The 13238-nt window shown below is 69.3% G+C and carries 12 protein-coding genes and 1 tRNA gene; 8 read left to right on the top strand and 5 right to left on the bottom strand.

Going from position 1 to position 13238, the window contains the following annotated elements; translation table 11 throughout:
- The first annotated feature begins 6 nt into the window (after nucleotides 1-6).
- Nucleotides 7-960: a thioredoxin domain-containing protein gene (locus tag MHY30_RS03130; RefSeq protein ID WP_239275045.1), complete on the top strand. Its 954-nt coding sequence runs from the start codon at nucleotides 7-9 to the stop codon at nucleotides 958-960.
- 45 nt (nucleotides 961-1005) lie between these two features.
- A tRNA-Thr gene (locus tag MHY30_RS03125) sits at nucleotides 1006-1078 on the top strand.
- 157 nt (nucleotides 1079-1235) lie between these two features.
- On the opposite strand, the gene MHY30_RS03120 is transcribed toward MHY30_RS03125, so the two are convergent.
- On the bottom strand, nucleotides 1236-3101 hold the full coding sequence (locus MHY30_RS03120; protein ID WP_239275044.1) for an ETX/MTX2 family pore-forming toxin: 1866 nt from the start codon (nucleotides 3099-3101) through the stop codon (nucleotides 1236-1238).
- A 311-nt stretch (nucleotides 3102-3412) separates the two neighbouring features.
- Complete coding sequence (locus MHY30_RS03115; protein ID WP_275437942.1) at nucleotides 3413-5320, bottom strand: alpha-amylase family protein; 1908 nt, start codon at nucleotides 5318-5320, stop codon at nucleotides 3413-3415.
- 84 nt (nucleotides 5321-5404) lie between these two features.
- On the opposite strand from MHY30_RS03115, the gene MHY30_RS03110 reads away from it, so the two are divergent.
- On the top strand, nucleotides 5405-6349 hold the full coding sequence (locus MHY30_RS03110) for a DMT family transporter (RefSeq protein ID WP_239275042.1): 945 nt from the start codon (nucleotides 5405-5407) through the stop codon (nucleotides 6347-6349).
- A gap of 22 nt (nucleotides 6350-6371) precedes the next feature.
- On the opposite strand, the gene MHY30_RS03105 is transcribed toward MHY30_RS03110, so the two are convergent.
- Nucleotides 6372-6941 carry a nitroreductase family protein gene (locus tag MHY30_RS03105; RefSeq protein WP_239275041.1) on the bottom strand — a complete coding sequence of 190 codons (570 nt, stop codon included), beginning with the start codon at nucleotides 6939-6941 and terminating at the stop codon, nucleotides 6372-6374.
- Nucleotides 6938-7345 (bottom strand): peptide-methionine (R)-S-oxide reductase MsrB, encoded by a 408-nt coding sequence (msrB, locus tag MHY30_RS03100; RefSeq protein WP_239275040.1) that lies wholly within the window; start codon nucleotides 7343-7345, stop codon nucleotides 6938-6940. The genes MHY30_RS03105 and msrB overlap by 4 nt, the downstream gene beginning before the upstream one ends.
- Before the next feature lie 73 nt (nucleotides 7346-7418).
- On the opposite strand from msrB, the gene MHY30_RS03095 reads away from it, so the two are divergent.
- The 5 genes from MHY30_RS03095 to groL all read left to right on the top strand — a co-directional run bounded on the left by MHY30_RS03095 (nucleotide 7419) and on the right by groL (nucleotide 11421).
- Nucleotides 7419-8411: a DUF2332 domain-containing protein gene (locus tag MHY30_RS03095; RefSeq protein ID WP_239275039.1), complete on the top strand. Its 993-nt coding sequence runs from the start codon at nucleotides 7419-7421 to the stop codon at nucleotides 8409-8411.
- A 9-nt stretch (nucleotides 8412-8420) separates the two neighbouring features.
- Nucleotides 8421-8675 carry a DUF3263 domain-containing protein gene (locus tag MHY30_RS03090; RefSeq protein WP_239275038.1) on the top strand — a complete coding sequence of 85 codons (255 nt, stop codon included), beginning with the start codon at nucleotides 8421-8423 and terminating at the stop codon, nucleotides 8673-8675.
- A 35-nt stretch (nucleotides 8676-8710) separates the two neighbouring features.
- On the top strand, nucleotides 8711-9295 hold the full coding sequence (locus MHY30_RS03085; protein ID WP_239275037.1) for a LytR C-terminal domain-containing protein: 585 nt from the start codon (nucleotides 8711-8713) through the stop codon (nucleotides 9293-9295).
- Between the two features lie 131 nt (nucleotides 9296-9426).
- Nucleotides 9427-9630 carry a cold-shock protein gene (locus tag MHY30_RS03080; RefSeq protein WP_013585848.1) on the top strand — a complete coding sequence of 68 codons (204 nt, stop codon included), beginning with the start codon at nucleotides 9427-9429 and terminating at the stop codon, nucleotides 9628-9630.
- 171 nt (nucleotides 9631-9801) lie between these two features.
- On the top strand, nucleotides 9802-11421 hold the full coding sequence (groL, locus tag MHY30_RS03075) for a chaperonin GroEL (protein ID WP_239275036.1): 1620 nt from the start codon (nucleotides 9802-9804) through the stop codon (nucleotides 11419-11421).
- A gap of 63 nt (nucleotides 11422-11484) precedes the next feature.
- On the opposite strand, the gene MHY30_RS03070 is transcribed toward groL, so the two are convergent.
- Nucleotides 11485-13236, bottom strand: coding sequence for a cell wall metabolism sensor histidine kinase WalK (locus tag MHY30_RS03070; RefSeq protein ID WP_239275035.1), 1752 nt, complete (start codon nucleotides 13234-13236; stop codon nucleotides 11485-11487).
- Nucleotides 13237-13238 lie beyond the last annotated feature (2 nt).

Raw genomic sequence — 13238 nt, 5'->3', positions numbered from 1 at the left:
GGTCCCATGTCCAACGACCAGACGCCGAATCTGCCCGCCGAGAACGCCCGCCGCGAGGCGGTGCGCGAGAAGGCGCAGCAGGTCAAGGCGCGGCAGACGCGGGCGCGCATTCTCCGTCGCTCCCTCGTGACCGTCGGCGCGGTCGCGGTCGTGGCGGTGGGCGCCGCCGGCGTCACGTACGCTCTGTCGTCGCGCGACGGGCGGTCGCAGGCGCTTCCGGATGTCGCGTCGGACGACGGTTTCGTCGTGACGGCCGCCACCGGCATCGCCGACCCGCTCGCCGACCAGACCGTCGACGGCAACGCCTCCGCCCTCGCGGCCGAGGCGACGGCGACACCGACGCCGGCTCCGACGACGACCGCCGCTCCCGTCGACATCCGCGTCTACGTCGACTACCTCTCGACCGAGGCTCGGGAGTTCCAGCTCGCCAACGCCGAGCAACTCTCGAAGTGGGTGTCGCAGGATGCCGCCTCCCTGACGTACTACCCGGTGGCGATGCTGACGTCGAAGTCCAACGGCACCAAGTACAGCCTGCGTGCCGCCGGTGCCGCCGCGTGCGTCGCCACGCATGCCTCCGACCGCTTCTTCGCGTACAACCACGAACTCCTCGTCAACCAGCCGGCGGTGGACTCCGAGGGGTACAGCGACGAGAAGCTCGCCGACATGGCGCAGGGCGCCGGTGTGAGCGACCCCGACACGGTGCGTGCGTGCATCGAGGACGAGACGTTCACCGGTTGGGCGAAGGCCGCCACCGATCGAGCCATCAAGGGGTTGCCCGACACTGAGGGTCAAGCGCTGACGGCGACGCCCACGGTGCTCGTGAACGGCACGCCCTACGTCGGCCGCATGGACGACCCGAAGGAGTTCGCGCAGTTCGTCCTCACGGTCGACAGCAACGCCTACTACTCGACGGCGACCCCGACCCCGACGCCCGTCCCGGCGGACACGCCCGCCGGGTGAGACGCGTGGGGCACCGCCCTCGCGCGTCGATAGACTGGCGTTCTCGCCGGCTTGGCGCAATTGGTAGCGCACCGTACTTGTAATACGGGGGTTGCAGGTTCAAGTCCTGTAGCCGGCACATACCCCCGCGGCTCGTTCGTGGTTTCCTCCGCTGGTGATCGCGGATGTCCCGCGAGTCGCCGGCACGAGGAGTGCCCCCTCCCTCCGGGGCGGAAGGGGGCACTCCGCTTCTGTGGGGGCTTCACCGCGCGGCGGGGCGACGAAACCGAGGGGGGTTACCGTCGTAGGATCTCGACCTCGAGGTCGCGGGCTTTCTCGGAGTCCTTCAGCGCCCAGGGCGTGCCGGCGGCATCGATGGCGAGTGCATAGTTGCCGGTGCCGGTGGCATTGCCCTCGAGGGAGGTGATGGTCTGCTCCGAAGGAGTCACGACCGTCACCCGGCCGTCCGCGATGTACGACACGCGCCCGTCGTCGCTGAGGATGAAGGCGTGTCCCGCGGTGGTCGTCGCTTTCCTGGGGAGGTCGATCCTGACCATCGGAATGCTGTCATGCGCGGACCATACGGTTCCATCGTTGGCGATGGCGAGACCCCGGTTACCGTCGCCGGCGGGGTTCCCCGTGAGAGAGACGAAGGTCCTCGAGGAGGGCGAGACCACGGTGACGCGGCCATCGGCGACGTACGAGATGCGACCGTTCTCGCCGAGGACGAAGGCGTGCGCGGCAGTCGCTCTCGCCTTCCCCGCCAGCGCGAGCTTGACCATCGGGTCGCTGTCACGGGCGGACCACACGTCACCGTTCTCATCGATGCCCAGGCCGTAGTTCTGGCCCGCGGCCCAGTCGCCGGTGACCGACGCGAATTTCACGCCGGAGGGGGAGACGACCGTGACCCGCCCGTCAGCGACGTACGAAACACGACCGTCCTCGCCGAGGACGAAGGCGTGTCCGGCGGTGGCCTTGGCCTTTCCGGGGACGGCGATCTTCTGCATCACGCGGCCGTCGTGGGCTGACCATACCGACCCGTCGGCGGCGATGCCGAGTCCCATGTTGCCGAAGGGCGTGGGGTCGGCGGACACGGATGTGAAGGTCACGCCTGCCGGCGAAACGACCCTCGCCGGGCCGTCGGCGACGAAGGAGATGCGACCGTCGCTGCCGAGCGTGAAGGCGTGCCCCCCCATGTCGGTCACCGTTCCGCACCCCAGTTCCTCGGCCAGACCAGCGAACGTGGCGATGCCGGTCGTGTCGGCCAGCGGTGCAGCCGGGTCGGCGGTCGACATCGCTGAGCGGCCGGTGGGCGTACCCGACGCGGGTGCGGTGCCGATGTTCTGAAGCGTCCGGGTGGTGCCGTTCTCGGTCACCGTGACGCTCATCGAGGTGCCGGCCACCCCGCTGAAGCTTCCCTCGCCTGAGAACCGGGCGGTGTCACCGGCGGGGACGACCGACGACGGGGTCACGACCGTCCCGTCGTTCTTCTGGAGCGCGAGAACCCTCCCTACAGGGACGGAGAACTTCTCCCCGCAGCGATTCGCGAACTTCACGTTCCCGACGATGTCGCCTTCCAGCTTCAACTTCCCCGAGAAGGACGCTCGTTGCATGAGCGCCTGCACCGTGACGGACGTATGGGCCGGCACGGAGATCGCCTGACTGGGGACGGTCCACGCGTTGGTCACCGTCTTCGTGGCCGTGTCGGTCCTGCGGAACGACGCCTCGACCTCGACAGACAGGCGATGCGTTACCTCGACCCCGGTCCCGAGCACGGTGACGGACACTTTCCGGTCCAACTCGTTCTTGACCCGGAGGGCCGCGCCCACCTCCGTGGAGGATGTCGTCGTATCCCACGTGGTGACCGTGTTCGATTGCGAGGTCAGCGTCTGGGGGTAGGGGAGATCGTTCCGGAGGGTCGTGGTGTAGGCAGAGTACGGTGCTTGATACTCGGCTGACACGCCGTACGGCGTCACAGCCGGATTGTCGAGCATCACCTCGCTCGTGTCGACGCGAAGGTTGGCGAGTTCGGGGATCGCCAGTGCCCGCTCGATGTCGAAGTCTCCGGTCACCGCTGCGTGAGCTTCGGGCGGTGGGGGACACGAGAGGGCGACGGCGCAGGCGAGGGCGCCGCTGAGCAGCCCGACGGCAGTCTTCTTCATGAAATTCCTTTCCTCATCGAATGGATTCGACCCGACCCCCGGATGCCGGGCATCGAAAGCATTCGACTGCCGTGATGGTGCCGAGGTCGAATGGATTCGATCCGAGAGCGGGGGCGGGTGAGGCAACCCTGTGGTGTCGTCGACGAGAAAATGTTGCGCGCCCCTGCAAATACGGCGAAGTCGACCGTTCAGTTCATGACGACGCCACCCGATGACCCGCCACACCTCACCATGCTGATGCGACTCCCGCCGCCCCGCCGAGGTGTGCCGGGAGCGTCCGTCCCTCGAAACGAGAAGCCCGGGACCGTTCGTCAGCGCATCCCGACGCGCAGCCAGAGCACCCCGTGCGCGGGTGCCGTCAGCCCGCCGGCCAGAGCGACGGGCTCGTTCGCGATGAGGTCGACGGCATCCGGTTCCAGGCCCGTGAGGGTCAGGGCATCGATCTCGACAGCGTGATCGGCGACGTTAGCGACGACGAGCACCGCTGCTCCCGCCTCGCCCAGACGCAGGAATGCCACGACCGAGTCCACGTGGGCGTCGAAAGCGATGAGGTCGTTGCCGGCGAGCTCGGGGGTCGAGCGCCGCACCTCGATGAGCCGCGTGAGGCGGGCGAAGACGCGGCCTGCGGGGGTCGTGGCATCCGTCCGGTCGGCGTAGTTCTGCTCGGGGCGGTGCGGTCGGTGCACCCAGCGGCTGTCGCCGGCCTCGGCCCGGTTGCGGCGGTACGAGTAGTCGTTGAGCTGGGCGACCTCATCGCCGAGGTAGAGCAGCGGGATGCCACCGGTCGATAGCGCGAGCGCGTGGGCGAGGATCACCCGGTCCTCGCCGCCGGCGTCTCCGGCTTCGATACCGGCGAGCGAGGCGGTGGTGCCGGCGATGCGCGCGTCACCGGTGCGCGGATTCTCCTGGAACGGCACGCCCCGCGAGAACGAGCCCTCGACGCGGCCGACGTAGAAGTCGTTGAGGAAGCGGCGGTGCGGGTATCCCTGGACGCCGAGCTCGGCGGCGTCCTCATCGGCGAACGTCCAACCGATGTCGTCGTGGCTGCGGACGTAATTCACCCACGCCGTTCCGTCGGGCAAGGCGTGGCGACGCTCCAGGGCCTGCTGCAGCAGCCGGCCGTCGCGCGTCGCGAGCGCTTCCCACGTCAGGGCCATCTGGAGCGGGTTGTAGGAGAGCTGGCACTCCTCGGGCGAGATGTAGGAGATGACCTCGTCCGGGTGCACGATTGCCTCGGACTTGAACAGCAGGCTCGGCGCTGCCATCCGCAGCACCGCGTTGAACGCCTGCAGCAACAGGTGCGCCTCGGGCAACGACTCGCACGCCGTTCCCAGGCGCTTCCAGATGAAGGCCACGGCATCCATCCGGAGGATCTCCACACCCCGGTTGGCGAGGAACAGCATCTCGCCCGCCATGGCTTCGAACACCGCGGGGTTGGCGTAGTTGAGGTCCCACTGGAAGTGGTAGAACGTGGCCCAGATCCAGCGCCCGTCGGGCAGCTGCACGAACGAGCCGGGGTGGTCGTCGGGGAAAATCTCGCGCGTCGTGCGCTCGTAGGCGTCGGGCAGCGCGCGGTCGGGGAAGATGAGGTAGAAGTCCTCGTACCCGGCGTCGCCGGCCACCGCCTTCTGAGCCCACTCGTGCTCATTGCTGGTGTGGTTGAAGATGAAGTCGACCACCAGCGAGATCCCGGCGCGGCGAAGCTCCGCGGCCAGTTCCGTCAGTTCCTCCATTGTGCCCAGGGCCGGGTTGACCCGGCGATAGCTCGAGACGGCGTACCCGCCGTCGCTGTTGCCCTCGGGGCTCTCGAACAGCGGCATGAGGTGCAGGTAGGTCAGTCCCAGCTCGCGGAAGTACGGGATCGACTCCCGGATGCCATGGAGCCCGCCGGCATAGCGGTCGACGTAGCAGACACCGCCGAGCATGCGTTCGCTCTCGAACCAGTCGGGTGCGCTCGCCCGTTCCCGGTCGAGGGCTTTGAGCCCCGCGGGGCGCGCATCCCACGAACGGTGTGCGAGGTCGACAACGGAGGCCAGCCGTTCGCGCCCATCGGGACGATCGCCGTAGAGCCGGAGGAAGAGATCGTGCAAGCGGGGGAGGTGGAGCTCGACTCCCGCGATGAAGTCGCGGTCGGCGCGCGCGGCGGTCAGTCGGGACAGGATTGCCGAGACGTCATCGGGGCCGGCGCTGAGGTGGGGCACGGGGAAAGCCTCGCGCATCGGGGCCGGTGGGTCCACTCGGCGCGCGGGCACGTACGATCGACGACGGCCCCCGACGTGGGCGGCGCCCAGGGAAGAGGATCCATGTCTCAGCGACGATCGGTCGGGATCGCGGTTCTCGGGGCGGTGCTGATCGGCGCGCTGACGGCGCTGCAGGCGCGCATCAACGGCTCGCTCGGGGCGCAGATCGGCGACGGCGTCCTGGCCGGGGCCATCTCGTTCGGTTCGGGTCTGGTGGTCGTGCTCGTCATCGCCGCCGTGCTCCCCGTCGGGCGGGCCGGTGTGCGGCGCCTGGCCGCGGCGATCCGGGAGCGGTCGATCCCCGGGTGGATGCTCCTGGGCGGCGTGATCGGAGCTTTCACGGTGGCCTCCCAGGGACTCGCGGTCGCCACGATCGGGGTGGCTCTGTTCACCGTGGGATTCGTTGCCGGGCAGACCACCGGAGGACTGTTCCTCGACCGATTCGGTCACGGCCCGTCCGGCGTCGTCCCGGTGACGCTCCGCCGCGTTGTGGGTGCACTTCTCGCCCTCGCCGGGGTGGGCGTGTCGCTGACCGGGGACCGGGTGGGCGGCGTTCCCGTGTGGATGCTGGTCGTCCCGGTCATCGCCGGGGCGGGCGTCGCGTGGCAGCAGGGGACGAACGGACGCCTGCGGCTGCGCGTGCAGAGCCCGCTCGCGGCGACAGTCGTCAACTTCGCCGGCGGAACCGCGGTGCTCATCGTCGCGGCGCTCACGCACATCGCCGTCGTCGGACCGCCCCGGGCCCTCCCCACCGATCCGTGGCTCTATCTCGGGGGAACGGTCGGCGTCGTCTACATCTTCTTGTCGTCGGTCATCGTGCAGCACACGGGCGTGCTGGTGATGGGCCTCGGCTCGGTGGTGGGGCTTCTTACCACGTCCGTCGCGCTCGACGCCGTCTGGCCCGCACCCGCGGCGCCTTCGACGCCCGTCGCTCTGGTCGCAGCGGGGGTGGCCATCGGCGGCGTCGTCGTGGCCGCCGTTCCCTGGCGACGTCGGCGCCGCGGCTGAGACCGCGGACGCCGACGAGGGATCAGAGGCGGGTCTCGTCGACCTTACGGCGCTTCTTCCCGCCGGGCATTCGCGAGATGTGCTTCGCGGCATCCACGGTCTTGCGCCGCGTGGGACGTGACCGCACCGGCTTGCCGCCGACGTACAGCCACCCCAGGAGCACCTCTCCCTTGCCCAGCCCATGGGCTTTGGCGAGGACCTTGCTCCGGGTGTTGTCGTCGGTGCGCCAGAACACGCCGAACCCGGCCTCGTCGAGCGCCAGGCTCAGCATGTGGGCGACCCCGGATGCCACGGCCTCCTGCTCCCACGCGGGGATCTTCTTCGAGCTCAGGTCGGCGACCACGGCGATGATCAGCGGGGCACGCCGGGGCTTCGACGACAGCCCCTTCTTGCCGTCGGCCTTGTTCAGCGCCCGCGCGAGCACGTCGCGGTCGGCGCCGCGGATCTCGATGAGCCGCCACGGGCGCAACGACTTGTGGTCTGCGACACGGCCGGCGGCCGCGACGAAAGCCTCGAGCTCGGGCCCCGTGGGGGCCAGGTCGGTGACTTTGGACCACGACCGCCGATCGCGCATGGCCTCCAGCGCGCTCATGCCTCGTCGGCGGGAGTGAAGCTCAGCGAGAGGGAGTTCATGCAGTAGCGGTCGCCGGTCGGTGTGCCGAAGCCATCGGGGAACACGTGGCCCAGGTGGGATCCGCAGTTGGCGCACCGGACCTCGGTGCGCTGCATGCCGTGGCTGTTGTCTTCGAGCAGTTCGACGGCCTCGGGGCGCACCGACTCGTAGAAGCTTGGCCAACCGCAGTGGGAGTCGAACTTCGTGCCGCTCTGGAAGAGCTCGGCTCCGCACGCGGCACAGGCGTACAGGCCGGCACGGCTCTCGTCGAGCAGCTCACCGGTCCAGGCGCGTTCGGTCCCGGCCTGGCGCAGGACTGCGTACTGCTCGGGGCTGAGCTCGGCCCGCCACTGGTCGTCGGACTTGTCGACGGCGTAGGTCATGAGTGGTCTCCTTCGTCGCGTCCATTCTCTCGCGTTCAGGGGACGTCGCGCCCGCACGGGCATAATCACCGGGGTGGACCTGGATGCCGTGACCGTCGTCGTCGACCGCTACACCCGCTTCGCCGACCACGAGGCGCCCGGTCGCTCCGAGACCTACGCGAAGTGGGCGCGTCGGGTCGCCGAGGATCCGGCCGTGGCACGCGTCGTCGCGGCGATCCCGGAGACGCATCGACAGCCCCCGCTGGTCTTCGCCGTGATGCGACTCCTCGGGGCGACCGACGACACCGGGGACGCGTGGGCGGACTGGGTCGTGGCGCACGCCGACGCCATCGTCGCCGAATGCGGTCGCCGGAGCGTCCAGACGAACGAGCCGCTGCGTTGCGCGGCGCTGCTGCCGGCGCTGTCGCTCATCGACGGGCCGATCGCACTCCTCGAGATCGGCGCGAGCGCCGGACTGTGCCTCTACCCGGACCGCTACTCGTATCGCTACGTCTCGGCGGACGGGGACACGACCCGCCTCGACCCCGACGGCGGCCGCAGTCCGGTCGTCCTGGACTGCGCGATGGACGGCGACCCGCCGCTACGACTGCCCCGGGTCGTGTGGCGGGCGGGGATCGACCTGCAGCCGCTCGACGCCCGAGACCCCGAGGACCGGGCGTGGCTCACCGGTCTGGTCTGGCCGGGGGAGGACGGGCGTCGTGAGCGCATCCAGGCCGCGCTCGACATCGCCGCCGCCGACCCTCCGCTTCTCGTGGCCGGCGACGGGGCCGGCGCTCTCCCGGCGCTCGCCGCACAGGCGCCACGCGACGCGACACTTGTCGTGACGACACCGGGGGTTCTCGCCCACGTGCCGCGGCGGCACCGCGGGGCGATCATCTCCGCCGCCCGCGCGGCCGGCCGGTGGGTGACCCTGGACGCCCCCGGCCTCCACGAGGCGTGGAAGGGGATGCCGACCCTCCGGCCCGGTGGCTTCGCCCTCGCTCTCGACGGCGACGTGCTGGCCAGCGTCGACCCGCTCGGGGCCTGGGTGGCGTGGCATCCCGGATCGGCGTCCCCCTCGCAGTAGCGTGGCGACGTGCCTCTCTCCGACCGTGACCGTGCATTCCTCGCCTTCGAGGCGGAGTGGCGGCGCCACGGCGGAGCGAAGGAGGAGGCGATCCGCGCCGAGTTCGACCTCGCGCCCGCACGGTACTACCAACTGCTGGGACGCCTTCTCGACGAGCCGGAGGCCCTTGCGCATGACCCGATGCTCGTGCGGCGGCTGCGTCGGCGGCGCGACGAGGCGGCGCAGCAGCATCGCGCGCGCCTGGGCCGCACGGCGACGCGGTGACGGGGCCGCGGAACGCCGCCCGATAGCATCGTCCAATGGCCAGATCGACCTTCCCTCGGGATCGCTTCGACGACCTGCCGGTCGAGGCGGGCCGTGTCGGCGCCCACCGGGCCGAACGTCCGCGTTCGCGGGGCTGGATCATCTTCCTCTGGGCCGCGCTGGCCACCGTCGTGCTCATCATCGTGGGCATCTTCGGTGTGCTCGTGGCGTCCGGTCGCATTTCGCTCGGGTCTGATCCGTCACCGACCCCCACCGCGGTCGAAACCGCTCCGGCGGTCATCGACACGTCGTACTCGGTCGTCGTGCTCAACGGCACCGCGGACGAGGGGCTCGCTGGCAACCTGCGCGACCGCATCGTCGAGCTGGGCTGGCCCGGCGACAGCGTTCAGACCGGTGACTCGGACACGACCGATTTCGCGACGACGACCGTGTACTACCGCACCGCGGACGATGCCGAGGCCGCTCGCGGTCTCGCCGACGCGATCGGTGGTGCCGACATCGCGGAGAGCGACTTCCTGCAGCCGACGGACGATCCGGACACCGCTGACGACGAGAGCGCCGAGAAACGTCTCGTCGTCGTCATCGGACTCGATCGCGCGGCGGGTCAGCCCACGCCCTGAGCCCCGCTGCCCCGCGTGTTTCCGTGGGGTAAAAAGTTGGATGCCGCCGTGTCAACAATGCTCTCCCGGGCCGAATCGGCGCGGGCTCGCGTGCTTACGATGACCTCGTCGTTCAGCAACAGGAGATTCGCATGACGCAGGGCACCGTCAAATGGTTCAACGCCGAGAAGGGTTACGGCTTCATCACCGTGACGGACGGCCAGGACGTCTTCGTCCACTACTCGAACATCGAGATGTCGGGGTTCCGGGTCCTTGAGGAGGGACAGGCGGTGGAGTTCACGGTCGGTTCCGGGCAGAAAGGACCGCAGGCGGAATCGGTTCGTCTGATGGCCTGATCCTCCGGCTCACGCACGCCGCGGTCCCCGTCACGGGGCCGCGGCGTCGTCGTTCCCCCTCCGCACCGGGCGGCTTGCACTCCCCAGGGTCGAGTGCCAGAATGAGTTAGCACTCGCTTTTGTCGAGTGCTAAAGACTGGTAGCCACCCGTCCGGGAGGGACGACACACTTATGGCAAAGATCATCGCTTTCGACGAAGAGGCCCGGCGCGGTCTCGAGCGCGGCCTCAACACCCTGGCCGACGCCGTCAAGGTGACCCTGGGCCCCCGCGGTCGCAACGTCGTGCTCGAGAAGAAGTGGGGCGCCCCCACGATCACGAACGACGGTGTCTCGATCGCCAAGGAGATCGAGCTCGACGACCCGTACGAGAAGATCGGCGCCGAGCTGGTCAAGGAGGTCGCGAAGAAGACCGACGACGTCGCCGGTGACGGAACGACCACCGCGACCGTCCTGGCTCAGGCGCTCGTGCGCGAGGGTCTGCGCAACGTCGCGGCCGGTGCCGACCCGATCTCGCTCAAGAAGGGCATCGAGAAGGCCGTCAAGGCCGTCACCGACGAGCTGCTCGCCTCCGCCAAGGAGGTCGAGTCGAAGGAGCAGATCGCCGCGACCGCGTCGATCTCCGCCGCTGACTCGGCCATCGGCGAGCTCATCGCCGAGGCGATCGACAAGGTCGGCAAGGAGGGCGTGGTCACCGTCGAGGAGTCCAACACCTTCGGCACCGAGCTCGAGCTCACCGAGGGTATGCGCTTCGACAAGGGCTACATCAACCCCTACTTCGTCACCGACCCCGAGCGCCAGGAAGCGGTCTTCGAAGACCCCTACATCCTGATCGCGAACCAGAAGATCTCGAACATCAAGGACCTTCTGCCCATCGTCGACAAGGTGATCCAGGAGGGCAAGGAGCTCCTCATCATCGCCGAGGACGTCGAGGGCGAGGCTCTCGCGACGCTCGTGCTCAACAAGATCCGCGGCATCTTCAAGTCGGCCGCTGTCAAGGCGCCCGGCTTCGGTGACCGTCGCAAGGCGCAGCTGCAGGACATCGCGATCCTCACCGGCGGCCAGGTCATCACCGAAGAGGTGGGCCTCAAGCTCGAGAACGCCACGGTCGACCTCCTCGGCCGCGCGCGCAAGGTCATCATCACCAAGGACGAGACCACCATCGTCGAGGGTGCGGGCGACTCCGCTCAGATCGAGGGTCGCGTGACCCAGATCCGCCGCGAAATCGAGAACACCGACAGCGACTACGACCGCGAGAAGCTCCAGGAGCGTCTCGCCAAGCTCGCCGGCGGCGTGGCCGTCATCAAGGCGGGCGCGGCCACCGAGGTCGAGCTCAAGGAGCGCAAGCACCGCATCGAAGACGCCGTCCGCAACGCGAAGGCGGCCGTCGAAGAGGGTGTCGTCGCCGGTGGTGGCGTGGCCCTCATCCAGGCCGGCAAGACGGCGTTTGCGAACCTCGAGCTCACGGGCGACGAGGCCACCGGCGCGAACATCGTCAAGGTCGCCATCGAGGCTCCGCTCAAGCAGATCGCCCTCAACGCCGGTCTCGAGCCGGGCGTCGTCGCCAACAAGGTCGCCGAGCTCGAGGTCGGCCACGGCCTCAACGCCGCGACGGGTGAGTACGGTGACCTATTCGCGCAGGGCATCATCGACCCCGCCAAGGTGACGCGCTCCGCGCTGCAGAACGCCGCGTCGATCGCGGGCCTGTTCCTCACGACCGAGGCCGTCGTCGCCGACAAGCCCGAGAAGGCCGCGGCTGCGCCCGCCGACCCGACCGGTGGCATGGACTTCTGATCCACGCTCAGGCATGAGAAGAACGCCCCCTCCTTCGGGAGGGGGCGTTCTTCGTTCGCGCCGTCAGGAGTTCCGCGGCTCCGGCGGGGTGTCGCCGAGGCGCACATCGTCGGGGAGGCGTTCGAGCGGCTGCGTGGCGATGAGCGCGTGCTCGCTGGCATCCCGGCGCTCGGCGAGAGGAAGAGACACGCGGAAGGTCGCTCCACCGCCCGGGGTGTCGCGCACATCGACGGTGCCGTGCAACGCGTCCACGATGGATGCCACGATCGACAGGCCGAGGCCCGAACCGCCCGTCTCGCGCGTCCGCGAGGTGTCCGCTCGCCAGAAGCGCTGGAAGATCTGCTCCCGGATCTGCTCCGGCACGCCTTCTCCGTGGTCGATCACTTCGATCCACCCCATGTCGCTCTCGACGTCCACGCCCACCCGCAAGCCGATGGGGGAGTCGTCCGGCGTGAATCGGCGGGCGTTGCCGAGCAGATTCGCCACGACCTGACGGACCCGGTTCTCATCGCCCAGGACGATCGGGGCGAGGCTGGGGATCCGTCGCGGGCCCGTCGTCGTCTCCGGCGGGGCTTTGGGCGCGTTCTCGGTCTCGCCGGGGGTGGCGTCGGGCGCCGTTTCCCGCCTCCGCCGAAGCCGCGACAACGTCGCGCCCGCGATCGCCATGGCCGAGGTCGTCGGGGCGCTTCGACGCCGATGGGGCCCCGAGGAGGCGTCGTCGGCGGCGGGGTCCTGTTCGAGCGTCATCACCGGCAGCACGATGGCCGCGCGGCTCGTGGTGTCGTCGACCGTGACCTCGCGCTGCGGGGACGTGACGCGGAGGTCGAGCGCGGCATCCCTCGCGATCGGGCGCAGATCCAGCGCCGTGATCGCCACGTCTCGCCGCTCGTCGAGGCGGGCGAGGGCGAGAAGGTCCTCCACCAACGCGCCCATGCGGATGGCTTCCTTCTCGATGCGCTCCATCGCCTGGGCGACGTCGTCATCGGAGCGGATCGCTCCCATCCGGTACAGCTCGGCATACCCGCGCATGGTGACCAGCGGCGTGCGCAGCTCATGGCTCGCGTCGCCGATGAAGCGGCGCATCTGCCGCACCGTGGCATCCCGTTGATGGAGGGCGCCGTCGATACGGGCGAGCATCGCGTTGATGGCCGCCTTGAGTCGGCCCACCTCCGTGTCGGGGACGATGTCGGTCAAGCGCTGGCTGAAGTCGCCCGCCGCGATGTCCATCGCCGTCGTCTCGACCTGACCGAGACTGCGGAACGTCAATGTGACCAACGCGCGCGTCAGCAGCGCACTGGCGATGAGGATGAGCAGGGCCACGAAGCCGTAGATGCCGACGTACGCCGCCACGATGCGGTCGGTGGGTGCCAGCGGCTGGATGATCATCTGGGTGTAGATGCCGTTGTAGCCCGGCACCTGGAGCAGCCCGACGCGCGCCAAGAACTTCTGCCCCGAGACAGGGTCGTCCAGCTCGATGCGGCGGTCGACCTGACTGTAGGTCTGCTCGACCGAGAAGGTCTCCGGAAGCTCGGGAACCGTCCTCATCGTGGTGCCGTTGTAGAAGGCGACCCGCTGGCCGTCGGGCCCGTAGACGACGACCATCGAGCCGATCTGCGGGGCGTTGTCGACCTGCGCGAACGACAACTGCCCGTTGACATCCTCGGTGACGAAGACGCTGTTGGCGATGTTGCCCGCCGCCTGCTGTCCGAGTTGCTCGTCGAGGTTGTTGATGAGGGTCGTGCGCAGGAAGATGAGAGTGCCGACGCCCGCCGCCACGAGCCCCACGGCCAGAAGCGTGACCGTGACGCCGGTCACCT

Origin of the sequence: Microbacterium sp. ACRRU (assembly GCF_022346945.1) — a bacterium.
GTDB classification, from domain to species: Bacteria; Actinomycetota; Actinomycetes; order Actinomycetales; family Microbacteriaceae; genus Microbacterium; species Microbacterium mcarthurae.
The sequence above is the reverse complement of the archived record's forward strand: the minus strand, read 5'-3'. Positions and strand labels throughout refer to the sequence as shown.